Consider the following 19,310-nt stretch of genomic DNA (forward strand, 5'->3'; position numbering starts at 1 on the left):
GAAGAACGCCATCCACACCGCGTTCCGCGAGGTCGGCCGGGTGATCCGCACCGTGCGGTTGCTGCGCTACCTCTCCGACGCGCCGCTGCGGCGCCGGGTGACCGCGGCGACCAACAAGGTCGAGGCGTTCCACGGCTTCTCCCAGTCCGCCGAAGACGCCTTCCGCAGCAAGCGGCTGCGGTCGTGCCGGACCGGCCCGCAGAGCAGGGGTGCCGGTCGTGCACCCAAGGGCTTCATCAGCAACATCTACATCGACCATCCGTCGGCCCAGCTCCCCGGCGTCCCCACCTGCTGACCGAACTCCCGGCCGGCCGGCCCGAACACGGACGTTCGGGGCGGCCCCACTCCTTGGTGACGGCGCCTTCCTCCCGCGCCGTCACCGCACAACGGCGGCCGTCGGCCGGTCCACTCACGCCCGAACCGGCCGATCGCTCATCGGGCAGCGGCCCCGCACTCACCAGGAGCCGCCGCCACCGCCTCCCTCGCCGCCGCCGACCCCACCGCCACCGGAACCGCCGGAGCCGCCACCGCCGGAGGAGGGGGACACCGCCGACGCCGCGGCGGAGGTGATCAGGGCCACGGCGACGGCCGGGCCGAAGAAGGACAAGCCTTGCGCGCGGCGGGCGGAGCGGGCGGCGGTCGCGGTGGCCGTCGAGTCGGTCATCGCCTGCGACCAGCGGTCGTTCACGCCGAGGGCCACCGCCCACGCGGTGTACAGGTCCAGCCTCCCGGCAACGGCGACCTCGTCCACCTGCTGGGGAGCAGGGTCGGACAGATAGCGCCGGAACGACTCCACCTGGATCCACAGGGCCGTACCGCGGGAGGAGCGGACCTCCAGCTCCCAGCCCCGGATGGCACCGGCCAGGCCGCCGCCCGCAGCGACCGCGCCGGACACCAGGACCACCCACCAGGCAGGGCCCACCTCATTGTCGCTGAGTACGCTGCCGACGACGACGGCGATCACGCCCACCACGGCGGCGACGACCCCGCCCACTTGCGCCCAGAAGTGGCGGTCGACGCCGACCGGATCCCACAGCCCGGAGTGGCGCCGCCAGGCATCCAGGTGTCCCTGGAGAGCGACCCAGCCCGTCCTGAACCACGGGTCGTACGTACCCAGGGTCACGCTGTCACGGCCGGGGAACACACGGTCGAATACGTCCTTGACCGTCGGGTCCACCTCTCCGCCGTCCGCAGGTGTACGTCGGGTCAGCGTCGGATGGTGCTGGTTGTCGTCGATGTCGAGGTGGCCGTCGAGGGCGGTGGTCATCAGCCAGGCCACCTGGTGCTGGGGAAGGACGGATTCGGCGAGCAGGATGCCGCCCTGCGCCGGGGTGAGTTCGGCCGGAGGGGCCGGGACCGGGGTCAGAGACCGCCTGAGCTTCTGGATGTCGACACGCTTCTCCCTGCCGTCCCCGCCGTCCGCCGTGACCCGCTCGCGCCCCATGAGGCGCATCACCAGCGTCGTCACCAGCGCGGCGAGCATGGTGATCACGGTGGCCATCAGGCCGGGCACCAGCGTGCCGACGCCCACGTCGTTGCCGGTCGCCGGGCCCGAGGGCGGTACGGGCGCGGCCGCCCTGTCGGTGAGCGTGCCGCCGGTGCGGGTCGCGTACAGTGTGGCGCCCTTGCCCGCGCCGAGCTGGCCGAGGTCGGCGACGAGGTGGCCCGTTCCGGGCTTTGTGAGCGCACAGCGTTGCTGGGAACCCTCGGTGCCCTGGACGCAGCGCGCGTCGGCGAGGTCGTACGGGGCCACTACGTGGATCTGGACGTTGTCGACGTCGACGTTCCAGCCGGTGCCGATCGCGTCCCAGGCGAGCTTGCCGCCGGGGGCGACGTTCTGGAGCGTGTACTGGACGGAGTAGCGGTGGACGCCGGTGACCGCGTCGTGGGGGTCGCCCACGCGGAAGCTTCGGACGTCCTCGCCCCACAGGTCCCTGTTGTTGGGGATGGTGATCTCATACGGCACCGGGCCGCCGTCCATGGCGACATGGGGCTTGGACTCGTCCTCGTAGCCGAGGCCGGGGATGTCACGGTAGATGCCGTGCCGTCCCTCGATGCCGACCCCGAAGTCGTAGTCGATCACCTCGGTGACACGGGCGCTGCCGTCCTTGTTGATCTCGGCGCCGACCCACATCCTGGTGACCCGCTCGGTGTTCCCGGCCAAGGCGCCCAACGTCGCGACTGCGCCCACCAGCACGGCGGAGACGACCAGCCACACCATGCCGACGCGTCTGCGCCGTCGTACCGAAACCTTCGATCTGCCGCTCACGGCAACCCCCAGTCGCTTTGGACACCTGCAGCATGCGACCACAATGACATCACGCCTGGATCGGAGGGGTTCGCCCTTGGGACAGTGCGGAGGGACTCCAGTGCGGCAGACCGCGGTTCACCGCCGGTCGCGTCAGGGCAACTCCGGTGCGATCCGGATGCCGCCCCGCAAACCGCCGATGCCCCGGGGGACTGCGGTCCTGCCGGGGCATCGGCATGGGAAACGTCCTCACGGTGGGCCTGCTGAATCGCTTCGTCGAGCGACAGCTGAGGCTCGTTCTGACACTAGGTGAGCAGGTGTCCGGCACCGGCTTCAGCCAGATGCCGGCCGGTCGATCCGCCGGGCCTCACCCCGTCCCCTGCCAGACGGAGGATCGCTCATGGCGTTGTCCAGATGCGTGATGACGGCCGGCACGTCATCACTCTCGGTGCTCCGGATCAGCTGCAAGGCCGGCCGGACCAGGCCGCCCGGTCGCGCTGTCAACCGTGCGAGCACGGCGGCCCGGATGTCGAGCCGCTGGATGGTGGCCTCGCGCTCCTCGTCGTTCTGGCCGGCAAGCAGGACGGCGTTGTACCACGCCTCCTCGCGGGACTGACGGACACTGAAGTCGAGGATCCGCTCGTCGGTTCGGGCTCCGACCCGATCCAGCAGCGACAAGAGTGGCGACAGGGCGCCGACCGAGTCCTGCACCGCCAACACCACCCGCCCAAGGATGTCGTTGATCAGCAGAAAGTCGCGCCGCAACGCGTGGATGGCCTCGCCTGGGCTGGTCCGTGCGGCGGCGATGGCCAGGTCGAGGTTGATGTGCGCGTTCACGCCGAGTATCAGGTGCTGGACGATGACGGTGTCGGCGTCGTTGAGCAGCCCGAACGCCTCGCGCCAACAACGCGGCCCGCTCCGGTCACGACGCCAGGCGTCGTACGCGTCGAAGTAGCGGTTGCCGAAGAGCGTGTCGAAGCGGTCCATTCGGGCGCCGTCGTCGAACAGCCCACCGTGAATGGCCGTGCGGACCTCAACGGTCACCTGCCGGTACAGCGCCGCGAAGTACCCGACCCGGTCACCGGCGCGACCGGCCTCCCGCACGATGCCGGCAAGCCCCTCCACGACATCGTCGATGTTCTCCGCCGCCATGCCCAACTCCCCCCTCGCGGCCCCTCGTTCGGACCGCACTCTGGCTGCTGTCCGCAGTGCCGATTACAGCCCTGTCCTACCACCGCACACCGGGGAGGGTCCCCGCCCTGCAGGAAACGGGACGGGAGCCCCGACCCGGCACGTCGCCAGCCCCGGGGCGGGCGCCTGAACGCGCCCCGTCACGAGTGGTCGCGCACAGCGCCTTCTCATGGTGCCCGGTGCCGTGTCGCCGGGCACCACGGGAACGTGACCGCTACCAGATCGCCTCGACCCACTCCGGGAGCGGCGCGGTCCGGGTGGAGGAACGAGTTCGGTCAGGCGTTCCACGGCGGGGTGCATGGTGGGTTCTCTTCCTTCATCGGCGTCGCGCACAGGCCGGGCCCTTTAACCAGAAGCTGTCCCCAACAGGACGGTCGCTGGGACCCGTTCAGTCATCTTTTGTCGAACTCATGTTTCTTTGAATGTCCGTTGGTATCGTCGGCCCGTTACACAGGCGCCCCATGGGTTCACTGGTGTCACGGGTGAGCAGTCCAGGCATTCAGGGGGAGTCGGCCGGATCGGCACTCGCCGGCCCGGCTCACTGGTATTCACGGGGAGGACAGCACACCCATGCAGACGACCTTTTGGAGTCGGCGCCGATTCGTCGGCCTGTTGACCGCCGTCACGGCCGCCGCAGCGTCTCCCATCGCGTTGACGCCCGTGGCCCGCGCCGTCACGGCCGAGGGCGAGACGGTCGATCCGCTGGCCCTGCCGGACACCGACCGCGCGAAAGTCGTCAAGGCATGGATGACGGGCGGCAGAGCGGTCAGAGCGGCCGCGGCCGACGCGCTGCACGGCACCGAGGCAGACATCCAGACCTTCCTCGCCGAAACGCTGCCGAAGGCGACGCTGGAGGACAACCGTGTCGCCCTCTTCACCTACCTCGCTCACTCCGGCAAGGGGCTGCGCCGCGAGGCCATCGACGCCCTCAACAACGGTGACAGCGCGATCGAGGCGTTCCTCAGGGACGGCTTCAAGCCCGCCATCGTCGAGGACCTGCAGGTGGTCACGGCCACCATCTCCAGCACCGGCGGCAAGGCGGTCAAGCGGGAGGCCTCCGACGCCCTGAGCACCGGCACGCAGGCGGCTCTGGAGAACTTCCTGCTCCAGGGCCAGTACACCGCCCGCGAAGAGGACATGCGGGTGGAGATCGCCGCCATGATGTTCACCGCCGGTCCGGAGGTGCAGATATACGCGGACCGCGCCCTCAGCGGCACGGCGGCCGACGTCCAGTGGTTCCTTGACACCGGCCAGCACATCGCCCGGGCCCGGGATCAGGAGACAGCGACGATCGAGGAGCTCGTCGCGGTCGTCGAGCGGGAGGGCAAGCGCGCGCAGGCCGAGACCGACGAGGCCGTCGAGGCCTCCGAGCGCGCCAAGACCGCCGCGGAGAAAGCGAAGGAGGCCGCCGAGATCGCGGCTGCGGAGGCGGCCGCCGCCAAGGAGGACGTACAGAAGTCCGCGGCCGCCGCCCGCAAGGCCGCCAAGGCCGCCCAGGGCGCTGCGGATGCCGCCCGCAACGCCATCAACGCCTCCCACGCCGCCGTGGCCGCGTCCCGGCGCGCGTCCTGGGCCGCCACCGCGGCCTCGCAAGCCGCCGCGACCGCCGGAAACGCCGCCGCACGTGCCTACAACGCGGCGATCGCCGCCTCGAAGGACGCCTCGAAGGCGCAGGCGGCCAAGAACGCTGCGGTCGCGGCCCGCAACGCCGCCGCCAAGGCGCGCACCGCCGCCAAGGCCGCCGACTACGCCGCGACCGCCTCCGCGCAGGCCGCGGGCGCTGGTTCCGCGGCCGCGGGCGCGGCCCGCAACGCCGCCGCTGCCGCCTCCGCCTCCGCCCAGGCGGCGCAGGCCGCGGGCGCGGCGCAGGCGGAAGCCGCCGAGGCCCAGCGGCAGGCGGCGATCGCCAACGCCGCGGCCAACCGCGCAACCAACTTCGCCTCCACAGCACAGGCTCTGGCCAACTCGGCCGCTACAGCGGCGCGTACGGCACGAACCGCTGCCAACTCCGCCGCGGACCACGCGGACAACGCTGCGGCCGCGGCCGAGGAGGCAGTGAAGTACGCAGGCCAGGCGATCGACTACGCCAATAAGTCCACCGCCCACGCGGCCGCCGCGGTCGACGCCGCCAACACCGCCACCAAGGCCGTCGAGGACGCGGTCGCCGTGGAACGGGCCGCCCGCGATGCGGAGTTGGCGAGACTGGAGGAGTTCAAGCAGCAGGGCCTGGCCGAGGCCACGGAGCTCGCCCGGATCGAGGCGGACGAACGGGCGGGCTACGAGAACAAGCGCGCGCAGGCGGAGCAGACTGCCCAGGCCATCAAGGACCTGATCATCCAGGCCGAGCAGGCCCTATCAGGCGACGACTTGGGGCTGGCCGCCACCCTGGGCCGCAAGGCCTGCATCGGCCTGCTCAACGCGAACGGCGCCTGGACTCGGGAGGCCGCCCAGTTCGCCCTGTCCGGTGCGGACGCCGACGTGCACGCCTGGATCGACACCGATCGGGCCATCGCCCAGCGGCAGGACGACCGGGAGACCGCCCTCTACTACGCCCAGGTGTCCGCGCCGGCGGTCGCGGTGGCGGCGCAGACCGCGCTGGAGAGCGACGCCGAGGACGCGTCGCGCACCTTCCTCACCACGGGAGCGATCGAGGCCGCCGCGGACGACTACCGTGTCCAGATCCTGCGCATCCTGAACAACAACCCCGGGTCCGCCGTCAGGGCGGCGGCCCAGGGCGCCCTCGACGCGAACACCCCGAAGGCGCTGCAGGACTTTTTCGACAAGGCCTACCCCGACGCGATCCGGGAGGACGACGCGGTCGCCACCGCGGCCCTCATCAACACCGGCGGCGCGTACACCAAGGCCCACGCCGAGGTGGCGTTGGAGGGCCCGACGTGGATGCGCCGGAACTTCATCGACGTCGTGCAGCACAAGACGGCCCAGCTCGACTACGACTCCGCCACCCACATCGCGGCGATCCGCGGCGCGATCGCGGCGGCGGCGAAGATCGCCTGCAAGGCGCAGGAGGACGCCGCGCTGGCGTCCAAGGCGGCGGCGGAGGCCCGCAAGGCGGCCGCTGAGGCTGCGGAATGGGCGAACAAGGCCCAGGCCTCGGCGGAGGCGGCCGCCGGCTACGCCGAGGAGGCCCGCAAGAACGCAGACGACGCAGACAAGTCCGCCGCTTCCGCCCAGACCTCGGCGAACAAGGCCAAGACCGCGGCGGCGACCGCGCGTGGCGCCGCCCGCTCGGCGAACTATTCGGCGAACAAGGCGATCGACGCGGCCCGCCGCGCCCTGAACTCCTCCTACAGCGCCCAGGCGTCGGCGGCCAGCGCCCGCCAGTCCGCGCTCCAGGCGGGCCAGGACGCCAGGACGGCGGCGGCCGCGGCCAGCGACGCCCGCCGCATCGCCACCGAGAAGCGCAAGGCCGAGGCTGCGGAGGCCGCGCGGCAGGCGGCCGAGGAGGCGCGGAGGAACCGGGAGAGCATGACCGACCCGGCCGACAGCTCCACCCACGACCAGGTCAACTCCAACGGCAGCAACGGCGACAACGGCGAGAAGTGGTACGAGGACGCCGGCTGGTGGGCGGACACCTTCAACTACATCAGCATCGGCACCGGCTTCCTCTCCGCCGGCCTGGGCCTCGCGAGCCTCGCCTTCCCGCCGCTGGCGGTGGCCGCCGGGTTCCTGGCGTACGTCTCCATGGGCTCCGCCGCCCTCAGCACCCTGTTCACCGGCTTCGAGTACGGGTTCGGCAGCGGCGAGTTCGTCTCCTCCGCCGCGGGTACCGTGCTGGGACTGGTCACGTTCGGCCAGTCGAAGTGGATCGGGGCGCTCGGTGGCACCAAGGTGGCCACGAAGGTCACGCAGTTCGCCCACGATCTCGTATCCCCGATCACCTCGACGTTGTCGTCGTTTTTCTGATAGGAACCGGTTCGTAGACTGATCGGCAGGGGGGCCGACACCCGCCGTCGGCCCCCCTGCGCCTTTCTCACCTCTCGATGGATTTCCCGCCGGAAGGACACCGCGTTCGTGCTCGCGTCCGTTGCCACCGGATGGCTGTGGCTGATGGCCGCAGCGGCCTTTGTGATCCATTCTTGCGCCATGGCGAGGTGGATCCCACTCCGGAAATTCTGGATGACGTATCCCTTCATCATGGCCGGATGCGGGGTCGGCGCGGTCCTGTTCGGCCAGTGGCGGGGTTTCTCCCTGGCCGCCATGGTGACCGGGTACGCGTTCGGGCTCATCGGGCTGACGATCGGGATGTTCCCGACCCGCAAGCGATTCACGGTGTGGGCCCATGAGATCGAGCAGGGTGTGCGACGCGAGAAATACGACTACCCGGCCTCGCACCTCGTTTTCTGCGCGGTCTCCGTCGTCGCCCTGCTCGTCGTCGCACTCGTCCTGACGCGGTGACACGGCCGCGGTGACGGCTGCGGTGATTCAGTATGCGCAGCATCAAGCGAGAGCCCCCCGAAGGGTCTGGCCCTTCGGGGGGCTCTCGGCATCAGCGGATGGGTCTCCGGCTGCCCTCGGCTACCGGGCGGCGGTACCGAAGTCGACGCCTGCGGCCGGGAGGCCGCCCTGGCCCGGCTGGTAGGTGGTGATCGCGGTGGCCGTGCCGCCGGCGGTCACGTTGGACATCGGCAGGACGTGGAGGGCGCCGTAGGTGGACGGGCCGTACGGCATGCCGGCGTAGAGGTTGGTGCCGGTGTAGTGAATGCTCCGGCCCAGGTACTGGTTGGCGCCCGGGGTGCCCGGGAGGCCGGCGGAGTTGCCGACCTCTATCCAGCGGTCGTTCGCGCCGGGCGTGCCCAGCAGCGAGAAGGTGGTGATCGCGCCCGCGTTGGCCGTCGTACCGACGGCCTCGTTGGGGATGCCGACGGCCAGCTTCATCGTCGCCGTGGTGCTCACCGCACGCGGGGCGGTGTTCACGGCAGCCACGGTCGCGCCGAACTGGTCGCCGGCCTCGGAGGCGCCGACCACGTCGTCGTCGCCGGTGCCCGAGTAGATCGTTTGGAGCTGGCTGAAGGTGCCCGAGGCGGTGAGACGGAAGGTCTCGACCATGCCCGTGTCGGCCTTGTCGGCGCCGTTGATGGTCAGGTCCTCACCCGGCACGCCGACCGCGAGGATCGACTCGGTGGCGGCCGCCGCGCCGGAGGGGCGGTACGGGACGAGGGCCAGGGACTTGCCGAACTGGTCGCCGGCCTCGGAGGCGCCGGAGACGGTGTCCAGGTCCTGGTCGAGGTAGTACAGCGGGGTGGGGCGCTTCTCGGAGTTCAGCGTGTGGCTGAAGACCGTCACATTACCGGCGCCCGATTCGGTGCCGACAGCCTCGTTGGGTGTGCCGACGGCGATGTGGTTGGCGTCGGCCGCGACGACGCTGCCGAAGCCGTCGCTCGCCTCCGCGGCGCCCGGCACGCCCGTGCTGTCCTGGTGCGCCGAGGTGTTGGTGGTGCCGTGCACATAGAAGATCATGCCGGCCTTGGACACGGAGCCGAGGGACTCGCCGGGCACGCCGATGACCAGGAACGGCTCACCGGCGGTGGTGGTGCCGGCGGCGAGGGCCGCGCCGGTGAGGTCGCCGGCCTCGGGACTGGACGCGGCCAGGGAGGCGGTGCCCATGCCCTGTTCGAGGTGGGTGTCCTTCACTGCGCCCGTGCCCAGGCCGTTCGGGGCGCCGTGCAGAATGTCGACCATGCCGGCGTCGGTGGTGCTGCCGAGGTCCTCGTGGGCGATGCCGACGACCAGGTCGGTGCAGCCGTCCTCGTTCCAGTCGACGGTGTCGACGGCCTCGCCGAACTGGTCACCGGACTCGGCGCTGCCCGGCACCCAGTCGAGGTTCTGATTGATCTCGGCGGTGCCCTTGCCGCCGCCGTACACGACCCGGACCAGGCCCGCGTTGGCGACGCCAGCGACAGTGGCCTTGGGGTCGGAGACGGCGATGTCCTCGACGCCGTCGCAGTTGAAGTCGGTGATGCGGGTCGCGCCGACCTTGGAGTCCACCCAGGAGGACAGGTCGTCGACGCGGGCGGCGACGCCGCCGGTGCGGGTCTCGGCGGCGTCGATGCCGTAGCAGCCGCCCTGGTAGGACTGGCTGCTGAGGGCCACGAGCTGATGCGTGCCCCCCACGACGCGCACCACGGGTCCGCCGGTGTCGCCCATGCACGCAGCCGCGCCGTCCTTGCCGGTGACCGTGGCGGTGGTGGCGGCGATGGCGTCCACCGAGAGGGCCCCGGTGTTCAGCTTCAGCGGCGCCCATTCGGTCTTGGTGCGCCCGTACCCGGCGAACTTCAGCTCCTCCCCGGCGGTGGGCGCGGTGGTGGCCAGGGCGATGGGGGCGACGTTGGTGACCGGCCGCTTCAGGCGGGCCAGGACCACGTCGCGGTCGGTGCGGGGCACGAGCTCCACGACCTGGAGCACGGCGCCGTCGGTGCCGGTCAGATCGGTGCGGCCGATCGTCGCGGTGGTCGTGACCTTCGGCTTGCCCGCGGGCACAGCGAGGCTCGTGGCCGGGTCGTCGGCGAAGCAGCTCGCCGCGGTGAGCAGCCACTCGGGGGCGACCAGGACACCGGAGCAGCCTCGGTCGTGGCCGCCGATGATGAGCTGTGCGGTGTAGCTGAACGTGGTGTCGGTGACAGGGGTGCCGGTCACGGCGGACGCGGGCGCCGCGCACAGCGCGAGGGTGCCGGCGATCAGGGCCGCTGCCGGTGCGGAGACACGCACGGGTCTGGTGTGTCGCATGAGGTTCTTCCTCGGAATTCCTTGTTCGGGAGGTCTGCCGGGCCCGGTGGCCTGCGGCAGAGCGAGGGACGAGGGTGTCCGGCAGTGCCCTACTTGGAGGTCCTGATCTCCACGAGCATGAACTCGCGGCCCTGCTCGTCCGCGCTCTCTCCGACGGCGGTCCAGGTGTTCTTGGCGATGTCGAAGCTCTTCTCCTCCGTGCCCGTGGTCATGTCGACCTGGGTGCTGTAGTCGTTGCCCTTGACGGCGTAGACGGAGGGAAGCTCCAGCGTCAGCCAGCCGGAGTTGCCGGTGACCTGGAAGCAGATCTTGCTCTTGTCGCGGGCCAGGACCTCCAGCTGGCCCGTGCCGCTCAGGCAGTCGGCGAGCGTGATATGGCCGTCGCCGCGCTTGAGGACGATGTTCTTCTCGGCGAGGATCTTGTCGGCCTGCGGGTAGTTGAAGTCCTCCACGGCGTATCCGGGGGCCTCGTCGGCGACGGGCGCTGCCGCCATGGACGTGGTGCCCTGCACGACGGACGCGCCGACCGGCAGCGCGAGCCACGCCAGGGCGCCCGCGGCCACGGCCGCGAGAGCGGTTCCTATGAGTCTCTTCCGCCTCGGTCTTGCCGGAATTTCGGCAGGTGCCTTCATCACAGTCCTTCACTCGTGGTGTTTTGCGCATGGGTGTGAAGGTGACCGGAATTGCCGTGCAGCCCCCCACTCCCGACGCAGGAACCATAACTGTTCGAAGAGCGCGGGTCCCCGGTATTGATCACATCCGTTGGTTTGCCAGGGCAAGGCGCTTGCAGAGCGAGCCGAAAGGGCGGGGCGGTTGCTTCTTCTTGCCCTGGGTCTTGTCGGGAATCCCAGGGAGCTGCTCCGGCGACATGCGCTGGACGATCGCTCAGGACTCCCTGCTCGAAATCCCCGAAGCCTCCGGCTCGATTGTGAGCCCGGAGTACATCGTGACCTCCGTCAACTCGACGGGAAAGGGTTCCGGCAGCCAGGCGACGGCGGCCGGGGAGGCTGCCCGTGGCGGATCGCGTAAGAGGCCGGCTCGGCCGTGACGAGAGCGAGGGTTCGGACGGATTCGGCGTCGTGCGGGAGGCCGGTCCACTCGGTGAACTGCTGGACGGCGAGGTGCCGGGCCAGCCGGGCGCCGCGTCTGGTGCTGCCGAAGCGCAAGGTCAGTTGGCGGGTGGCGGGGGTGTGGGGCGGCTCTGGCTTCGCCTCGTCGGTGATCTGATGTTGCGTCACAGTGCCAGCGTGGGCGGGTTGGTGTGTCGCTGACCAGGTACGTCGGCCGTACGTCGGGCTTGTCGTACGGCCGGGGCGGTTCGCTGGTGCCCTTGTTGTACGCGGGCTTGTACGGGTGTTGTACGGGCCATACGTCGTGCCCTCGTTCCTGTGGGTCGCGCTGGACATGGCCCCGGTGGCGTGCGGGTGACGAGCGTAGCCGTGGGTGGTGGGCGGGGTGGCACCTCAGGGGACGGAAGGGCGGTGGGAGCGTGAAGGCGGTACGGGGCACGGGCTGTCCTCGCCCCGGATGCCCGACTCGCAGCGATCTCTTCGACGAAGAGGTGATCTTCTTCAGCAAAAAGGACATGCCGCCTGTACAACCCTTCCTCCCCATGCGGTGTCAAACACGGTGCCGGACATAGGAACGGGACCTGTCCGGACACCCCCGCGCCCCGAGCCAGCCGGTCGTATCCGAGCCAAGGAGCCGCTCATGCGCAAGAACCGCTCGGCCGCCGTCGCGGCGGCATCGTTTCTCCTCATGACGGGCGCGATCATCGCGACCGCTCCGAGCGCCTATGCCGGAACACCCGGCGGAACACACGCCAACGACCGCAACACCGACTTCAACGGCGACGGATACGACGACGTGCTCGTCGGCGCCCCCGGGGCGGCGGTCGGCAAATACAAGGGCGCCGGGATGGTGACCGTGCAGTACGGCGGACCCAAGGGCATCGGCACGACCAGGGCCAAGGTCTTCAGCCAGAACTCCACGGGCGTCCCCGGCGCCGCCGAGACCGGTGACGGCTTCGGCAAGTCGCTGGCCACCGGCGACCTCGACGGCGACGGCTACGACGACGCGATCATCGGCATCCCCGGCGAGGACCTCGGCGCCGTCGCCAACGCGGGCGCCGCGGTCGTCCTGTGGGGCACGCCGAAGGGGCTCACCGGATCGGTCAGCGACTGGCTGCAGTCCGATGACCTCACCACCAGCGGCAGGTTCGGCGCCTCGCTCGCCGCGGCCCGCTTCGACGACACCACTCCGGGCGACTCCCTCGCCGTCGTGGACTCGGTCGGGCTGACGGTCTACAGCTTCGAGCCCGCCCCCCAGCCCACCGCCAAGAGCGCGGACGCGCAGGCGCGGCGGCCGGTGCAGAAGTCGCGCACCACGCTCACCTCGCCTCCGCGGAAGACGCTCAGCAAGGCCTCCGCCGCCGACGCACCGGGCATCCGGCCCAAGTCGATGACCACGGGCGACTACGACAACAACGGCTTCGCCGACCTGGTCGTCTCCGGCACCAGCGTGGGCGACGAGCCCGGCTACGGCTGGTCGTACATCCTGCCCGGCACCGCGTCGAACGAAGAGCCGCTGCCGATCACCGCGGTGCGCGGCGGCCCGGTCGTCGCGTCCGGCGACATCAACCGCGACGGCTACGACGACCTGGTCACCGGCGAGCCGCACAGCCCGGACGACGGCGGCGAGAGCATGACCGGCGGCATGGTCGGCGTCTACTACGGCAGTGCGGACGGGCCCGCCGGCCGGGAGGGGCCGGGCACCCCTCCCGTGTGGTGGACCCAGAACTCGGCGGGCGTGCCGGGCACGAACGAGCGGGGCGACGGCTTCGGCACCGACCTCTCCGTCGGCGACACAAACCGCGACGGATACGCGGACGTGGCGATCGGTGTCGCGGGCGAGGACATCGGCTCCGTCGCCGACGCGGGCGCCGTCACGGTCCTGCGTGGCTCGGCCAAGGGCATGACGTCCACCGGCGCACTGTCCGTGCACCAGGGCACCAAGAACGTCCCGGGCACCGTCGAGAAGGGCGACAAGTTCGGCGGCCAGGTCTCCTTCACCGACCCGAACGACGACGGCCGCTTCGGCCTGCTCGCCTCGGCACCCGGTGAGAACACGAACGACGGCTACGTCTGGGTGTTCTCCGCGGGCAGCTCGGGCCTGACCACCTCCGGCTCCTGGAGCTACAGCCTGAGCGCGTTCGGCGGCCTGCCGACGGACGCGCTGTACGGGGCGGCGATCGACGACTAGGCGGTACAGCCGTCATGGAGCGACGACACCGCATGCCCCGGCCGCGAGGCCGGGGCATGCGGTGCTTCGTGCGCTCGAACCTCGACTGCTCGGGGTACACCCGCATGGTCTACGGCTACCACATGGGCGTGCCCATGGCCGCGAAGGCGGACACGTCCGGGAACCGGATACCGCGCCAGTCCCGCGACATGGCCGACCACACACCCGGTGTGCTGATCGACCGGACCGACGGCGTCCGTCCGCCGGCCGCGACCCTGCTCCAGCCCGGCGACCTCGTACTGTTCAACGCCGGCTCCGGGGACGACGGGGACCCGCAGACCGCCACGGTCGACCACGTGGGGATCCATCTCGGAGGGGACGCGGCCGGCAAGCGGCGCTTCCTGTCCAGCCGCAAGACGGTCAACGGGCCCACCATGGCCCATCTGGCCGGCGCCTCACCGCTCGACGGCACGGGCCTCTACGCCGAGTCCCTGCACACCGTGCGCCGCGTCTGAGCCGGCACTCGGGGCCGGTGCGGCCGGGTGGCCGCCCCGGCGGGGGCGTGACCGGCGCAGGTGTCACCAGCCCAGACGTGACCGCGGGTTTCTGTCGAGCGCGCGATGGCACCGTGGTCCTGGCCGTCGGGGTCGTCCTGCTGCGCCGCGCGGGCCAGCGTGCGTCGGTCGGGAAAGGCACCTGGAGGAAGCACGGGACGCACGTCGACCTCGGCGACCAGGCCGTGTGCCGTCGCCACCCGCCACAGGGACGCGAGCAGGGAGTCGTCGCCGACGAAGGCCGGGGCCGTGCTCGCCGCTCCCCCGGCGTGGCTCAGGTAGCGGATGCGGACAGGCTGGACGGGCACCCCGGCGTCGAGGGCGGCCTGGAAGACGGCTCGGTGGAAGGCGCCCTGGGCGCGACCGCACCAGGTGCTGCCTTCGGGGAAGGCGGCGACCGCGGCGCCGGCGCGCAGTTCCCCGGCGATGTGCGCCACCGTCGCGGGCAGGGCGCGCAGACGGTCCCGTTCGATGAACAAGGTGCCGCCGCGCGCGGCGAGCGCGCCGGCCACCGGCCAGCGTCGGATCTCCGTCTTGGCGAGCATCCGGGCCGGGCGGACAGCGGCCAGCAGCGGGATGTCGAGCCAGGAGATGTGGTTGGCGACCAGCAGGAGGCCACCGGTGGGCGGGGCGGTGCCGGTGATGCGGACCCGGACGCCCGAGGCCCTGATGACCGCCCGGCACCAGCGCCGGACCCAGCCGGCGGGGATCCTCCCCCAGCCGAGCGGCGACAGCGCGATCCCGGCGAGCACGAGGGTCACGACCAGCGTCAGCCGCAGCACGGCGCGCGGTACGGCCGCCGTGGACCCCGTGCCCGTCTCCACGCACGCCCTCGGGGTGCAGGGCGCGCTGGGCAGCCAGAGGCTCATCAGGCCGGTACGAGGGAGAGGAAGTGCCGCAGGTAGCGCGGGCTGACGCGGCGCATCGACAGCAGGACGTAGAGGTCGGCGACCCCGAAGTCGGGGTCGTGCGCGGGCACGCCGCAGACCTGCGCGCCGAGCCGGAGGTAGCCGCGCAGGAGGGCGGGCAGCTCGGTGCGGGGGGCGGCCGGGAGGTCGGTCCGCGGGATCCAGGGCAGCAGCGGGTGCACCCGGTGCTCCTCCGGTGCCAGGTGCTTGTCGCGTACCCGCTCCCAGGTGGCGGAGGCGAGGGCCCCGCCGTCGGCGAGCGGTATCGAGCAGCAGCCGGCCAGCCACTCGTGGCCGCGGTCCACCATGTAGCGGGCCAGTCCGGCCCAGATCAGCCCGATCACCGTGCCGTCGCGGTGGTCGGGGTGCACGCAGGAGCGGCCGACCTCGACCAGGCCGGAACGGATCGGGGCCAGCGCGGTGATGTCGAACTCGCCCTCCGCGTACAGCCGTCCGGCGATCGCGGCCCGCTCCGGCGGCAGCAGCCGGTAGGTGCCGACGACCTGCCCGGTCGTGGTGTCGCGCACGAGCAGGTGGTCGCAGTAGGCGTCGAAGGGGTCGACGTCGTACCCCGGCTGCGGGGTGGACAGCAGGGCGCCCATCTCCCCAGCGAAGACGTCGTACCGCAACCGCTGCGCGGCCCGCACGTCCGCCTCGTCACGGGCGAGGGCGACGGTGTAGCGGGTGGGGGGCGCGGGCTGCGGGGGGCTTTCGAGCGTGGAGACGCCGGTCATGTTCTCTCCTGGTCGTGGACCCGGTACGGAAGAGGGACGGCGGACCGGCGGTGCGGTCCGTCGTCCCTGTTCTTCCGATGCCGGTTGGCGTCCGCGTGACCTGTGCCGGGAGAACGGATGTGGGGATGTTGAACGGCGCGGGCGGCGCCCCGTGCGGCCGGCCGCGGCGGCACCCCGCCCGTCCGGCCCCGCTCGTGATCGCGTGGTCGCCCGCCTGCGGCGCGTCCGGGCGGAGAGAAATCCGAGGCGGGGCCGGGGATGAGCACCACTCCCGGCCCCGCCCGTCCGCCCCCTCGGCGAACGTTTCCTGGTGGGCTACCGCTTGGACGCCTTGCGGGTCGCGCGGAGCCACTCCTTGTTCATGCTGGTGATCGACACGAGGGGGATGCCCTTGGGGCAGGCGGTGGCGCACTCTCCGGTCAGGGTGCAGCCGCCGAAGCCCTCCTCGTCCATGCGGGCCACCATGTCCAGGACGCGGGTCTCGCGCTCGGGCGCGCCCTGCGGCAGCACGTTGAGGTGGTTGATCTTGGCGGAGGTGAACAGCATCGCCGCGCCGTTGGGGCAGGCGGCGACGCAGGCGCCGCAGCCGATGCACTCGGCGTGCTCGAAGGCGAAGTCGGCGTCCGGCTTCGGTACGGGCGTGGCGTGGGCCTCGGGTGCGGAGCCGGTGGGGGCGGTGACGTAGCCGCCGGCCTGGATGATCCGGTCGAAGGCCGAGCGGTCCACCACCAGGTCCTTCACCACCGGGAAGGCGGCGGCGCGCCACGGCTCGATGTCGATCGTGTCGCCGTCCTTGAAGGACCGCATGTGCAACTGGCAGGTGGTGGTGCGCTCGGGGCCGTGCGCGTCGCCGTTGATGACCAGGCTGCACGCGCCGCAGATGCCCTCGCGGCAGTCGTGGTCGAAGGCGACCGGGTCCTCGCCGGAGAGGATGAGCCGTTCGTTGAGGACGTCCAGCATCTCCAGGAAGGACATGTCGGGCGAGATGTCGTCCACCTCGTAGGTGGACATGGCGCCGTCGGCGTCGGCGTTCTTCTGCCGCCAGACGCGCAGGGTGAGCTTCATGCGTAGCTCCGCTGGGTGGGGTGGACGTACTCGAAGACCAGGTCTTCCTTGTGCAGGGTGGGCGCCTCGCCCGTGCCCGTGAACTCCCAGGCCGCCGCGTAGGCGAACTGCTCGTCCCTGCGGGCCGCTTCGCCGTCGGGGGTCTGGGACTCCTCGCGGAAGTGGCCGCCGCAGGACTCGGCGCGGTGCAGCGCGTCGAGGCACATGAGCTCGGCGAGCTCCAGGTAGTCGACGATGCGGTTGGCCTTCTCCAGGGACTGGTTGAACTCCTCACCGGTCCCGGGCACCTTGATGCGCCGCCAGAACTCCTCGCGGATCTGCGGGATGCGGTCCAGCGCCTTGCGCAGGCCCGCCTCGGTGCGGGCCATGCCGCAGAACTCCCACATCAGTTCGCCGACTTCGCGGTGGAAGGAGTCGGGGGTGCGGTCGCCGTCGACGGACAGGAGCAGGTTGAGGCGGTCCTCGGTCTCGGCGACGACCTCCTGGACGGCGGGGTGGTCCTCGGTGACGGCCTCCTGGTGCGGGTTGCGGGCCAGGTAGTCGTTGATCGTGGCCGGGAGGACGAAGTAGCCGTCGGCAAGGCCCTGCATCAGCGCCGAGGCGCCGAGGCGGTTGGCGCCGTGGTCGGAGAAGTTGGCCTCGCCGATCGCGAACAGTCCGGGGACGGTGGTCTGGAGGTCGTAGTCGACCCACAGGCCGCCCATCGTGTAGTGCACGGCGGGATAGATCCGCATCGGCACCTCGTACGGGTTCTCCGCGGTGATCCGCTCGTACATGTCGAAGAGGTTGCCGTACTTCTCCTCGACCTTCTTCCTGCCCATGCGCTTGACGGCGTCCGCGAAGTCCAGGTACACGCCCTGGCCGCCGGGGCCGACGCCGCGGCCCTCGTCGCAGACGTTCTTCGCGGCGCGGGAGGCGATGTCACGCGGGACGAGGTTGCCGAAGGAGGGGTAGATGCGCTCCAGGTAGTAGTCGCGCTCGTCCTCGGGGATCTCGTTCGGCGGGCGGTTGTCGCCCTTGGCCTTCGGGACCCAGATGCGGCCGTCGTTGCGCAGCGACTCGCTCATCAGCGTCAGCTTGGACTGGTGGTCGCCGGTGCGCGGGATGCAGGTGGGGTGGATCTGGGTGAAGCAGGGGTTGGCGAAGTACGCGCCGCGCCGGTGCGCCCGCCAGACGGCGGTCGCGTTGGAGTTCATGGCGTTGGTCGACAGGTAGAAGACGTTGCCGTAGCCGCCGGAGGCGAGGACGACGGCGTCCGCGAAGTACGTGTCGATCCTGCCGGTGATCAGGTCACGGGCGACGATGCCGCGGGCCCGGCCGTCGACGACGATCAGGTCGAGCATCTCGGTGCGCGGGTGCATCTCGACATTGCCTGCGGCGATCTGCCGGGACAGCGCCTGGTAGGCGCCGAGCAGGAGCTGCTGGCCCGTCTGGCCGCGGGCGTAGAAGGTGCGGGAGACCTGGACGCCGCCGAAGGAGCGGGTGTCCAGCAGGCCGCCGTACTCGCGGGCGAACGGCACGCCCTGCGCCACGCACTGGTCGATGATCTCCACCGAGATCTGCGCGAGGCGGTGCACGTTGGACTCGCGGGCGCGGAAGTCGCCGCCCTTGACGGTGTCGTAGAACAGGCGGTGGATGGAGTCGCCGTCGTTGCGGTAGTTCTTCGCCGCGTTGATGCCGCCCTGCGCGGCGATGGAGTGGGCGCGGCGCGGGGAGTCCTGGTAGCAGAACTGGACGACGTGGTAGCCCTGTTCGGCCAGGGTGGCGCCGGCCGAGCCGCCCGCGAGGCCGGTGCCGACCACGATGACCGTGTGCTTGCGCCGGTTGGCGGGGTTGACCAGCTTGGCCTCGAAGCGGCGCTTGTCCCAGCGCTCGTTGATCGGGCCGGTGGGGGACTTGGTGTCGACGACCGGCGCACCGGTCGCGTAGTCGGCGTAGGAGGTCATGTCAGCTCACCACTCCGGTCATGACGCCCACCGGGACGGCGATGAAGCCGGCCGTGAGCAGCAGTGCGAGAACGTTGGCGGCGGTCTTCAGGGCACGGTCGCGGGTGCGGCTGCCGACGCCGAGGGTCTGGGCGGCGCTCCAGAATCCATGCCGGATGTGCAGGCCGAGCGCCAGCACGGCGACGATGTAGACGACGTTGCCGTACCAGGTGGAGAAGGTGTCCACGACGTTCTGGTACGGGTGGCCCGGCTGGAATCCACCGGAGTGCACGGTGCCGGTGGTCAGGTCGAGGATGTGCCAGACGATGAACAGGCCGAGGATGATCCCGCCCCAGCGCATGGTGCGGGTGGCGTAACTGGCCCGGGGCCTGGCGTGCACGTACTTGCTGGGCCGCGCCTTGATGTCGCGGCGGCTGAGCTGGTAGGCGGAGACGGCGTGGGCGACGACGGCGGCCACGAGGACCACACGGACCAGCCAGAGCGTCCACTCGTAGTGCATGAACGGCTCGCCGAGCGTGCGCAGCCAGTGGGCGTAGTGGTTGAACTCGCCGGCCCCGAAGTAGATCTTCAGGTTTCCGATCATGTGGGCGACCAGGTACAGCAGCATGATCAGGCCGCTGACCGCCATCACGGTCTTCTTGCCGACGGTCGAGCCCCACACGGTGCGTGCCATGGACGGC

14 protein-coding genes and 1 pseudogene are annotated in these 19,310 nt (G+C 71.1%); 5 read left to right on the forward strand and 10 right to left on the reverse strand.

Annotated elements, in window-relative coordinates:
* Position 1: 1 nt before the first annotated feature.
* Positions 2-295 (forward strand): annotated as a pseudogene (locus tag ACFY4A_RS17020) (Tn3 family transposase); the annotation flags it as partial.
* 159 nt (positions 296-454) lie between these two features.
* Here ACFY4A_RS17020 and ACFY4A_RS17025 read toward each other — a convergent pair.
* Complete coding sequence (locus ACFY4A_RS17025) at positions 455-2,269, reverse strand: DUF2207 domain-containing protein (RefSeq protein ID WP_390830224.1); 1,815 nt, start codon at positions 2,267-2,269, stop codon at positions 455-457.
* Between the two features lie 312 nt (positions 2,270-2,581).
* A complete protein-coding gene (locus ACFY4A_RS17030) occupies positions 2,582-3,400 on the reverse strand; it encodes a DUF5995 family protein (protein WP_390830225.1) in 819 nt (272 codons plus the stop codon).
* A gap of 609 nt (positions 3,401-4,009) precedes the next feature.
* Here ACFY4A_RS17030 and ACFY4A_RS17035 point away from each other — a divergent pair.
* Together ACFY4A_RS17035 and ACFY4A_RS17040 are read left to right on the forward strand one after the other, a co-directional pair.
* A complete protein-coding gene (locus ACFY4A_RS17035) occupies positions 4,010-7,363 on the forward strand; it encodes an ALF repeat-containing protein (protein WP_390830226.1) in 3,354 nt (1,117 codons plus the stop codon).
* Between the two features lie 213 nt (positions 7,364-7,576).
* Positions 7,577-7,855, forward strand: a complete 279-nt coding sequence (locus tag ACFY4A_RS17040) for a hypothetical protein (RefSeq protein ID WP_390830227.1) — start codon at positions 7,577-7,579, stop codon at positions 7,853-7,855.
* A gap of 120 nt (positions 7,856-7,975) precedes the next feature.
* Here the strand turns inward: ACFY4A_RS17040 and ACFY4A_RS17045 are convergent, their stop codons facing one another.
* The 3 genes from ACFY4A_RS17045 to ACFY4A_RS17055 form a co-directional block, all read right to left on the reverse strand.
* Positions 7,976-10,183: a S1 family peptidase gene (locus tag ACFY4A_RS17045; protein ID WP_390830228.1), complete on the reverse strand. Its 2,208-nt coding sequence runs from the start codon at positions 10,181-10,183 to the stop codon at positions 7,976-7,978.
* Between the two features lie 89 nt (positions 10,184-10,272).
* The gene (locus ACFY4A_RS17050) at positions 10,273-10,815 is read right to left on the reverse strand and encodes a hypothetical protein (RefSeq protein WP_390830229.1); all 543 of its coding nucleotides are present in this window, start codon (positions 10,813-10,815) and stop codon (positions 10,273-10,275) included.
* A 324-nt stretch (positions 10,816-11,139) separates the two neighbouring features.
* Complete coding sequence (locus ACFY4A_RS17055) at positions 11,140-11,421, reverse strand: hypothetical protein (RefSeq protein ID WP_390830230.1); 282 nt, start codon at positions 11,419-11,421, stop codon at positions 11,140-11,142.
* Positions 11,422-11,893: 472 nt separating this feature from the next.
* On the opposite strand from ACFY4A_RS17055, the gene ACFY4A_RS17060 reads away from it, so the two are divergent.
* Positions 11,894-13,444: an esterase gene (locus ACFY4A_RS17060; RefSeq protein ID WP_390830231.1), complete on the forward strand. Its 1,551-nt coding sequence runs from the start codon at positions 11,894-11,896 to the stop codon at positions 13,442-13,444.
* 32 nt (positions 13,445-13,476) lie between these two features.
* A complete protein-coding gene (locus ACFY4A_RS17065; RefSeq protein ID WP_390830232.1) occupies positions 13,477-13,938 on the forward strand; it encodes an NlpC/P60 family protein in 462 nt (153 codons plus the stop codon).
* On the opposite strand, the gene ACFY4A_RS17070 is transcribed toward ACFY4A_RS17065, so the two are convergent.
* The 5 genes from ACFY4A_RS17070 to ACFY4A_RS17090 form a co-directional block, all read right to left on the reverse strand.
* The gene (locus tag ACFY4A_RS17070; RefSeq protein ID WP_390830233.1) at positions 13,902-14,846 is read right to left on the reverse strand and encodes a lysophospholipid acyltransferase family protein; all 945 of its coding nucleotides are present in this window, start codon (positions 14,844-14,846) and stop codon (positions 13,902-13,904) included. The genes ACFY4A_RS17065 and ACFY4A_RS17070 overlap by 37 nt on opposite strands.
* The gene (locus tag ACFY4A_RS17075; protein ID WP_390830234.1) at positions 14,846-15,619 is read right to left on the reverse strand and encodes a GNAT family N-acetyltransferase; all 774 of its coding nucleotides are present in this window, start codon (positions 15,617-15,619) and stop codon (positions 14,846-14,848) included. Before ACFY4A_RS17075 ends, ACFY4A_RS17070 begins: the two co-directional genes overlap by 1 nt.
* Positions 15,620-15,934: 315 nt before the next feature.
* A complete protein-coding gene (locus ACFY4A_RS17080; protein WP_390830235.1) occupies positions 15,935-16,684 on the reverse strand; it encodes a succinate dehydrogenase/fumarate reductase iron-sulfur subunit in 750 nt (249 codons plus the stop codon).
* Complete coding sequence (locus tag ACFY4A_RS17085) at positions 16,681-18,630, reverse strand: fumarate reductase/succinate dehydrogenase flavoprotein subunit (protein ID WP_390830236.1); 1,950 nt, start codon at positions 18,628-18,630, stop codon at positions 16,681-16,683. Before ACFY4A_RS17085 ends, ACFY4A_RS17080 begins: the two co-directional genes overlap by 4 nt.
* Before the next feature lies 1 nt (position 18,631).
* Entirely contained in the window at positions 18,632-19,303 is a 672-nt protein-coding gene (locus ACFY4A_RS17090; protein ID WP_390830237.1) for a succinate dehydrogenase, read from the reverse strand.
* Between the last annotated feature and the right edge of the window lie 7 nt (positions 19,304-19,310).

The organism is Streptomyces sp. NPDC001292, assembly GCF_042896465.1.
Classification (GTDB): domain Bacteria; phylum Actinomycetota; class Actinomycetes; order Streptomycetales; family Streptomycetaceae; genus Streptomyces.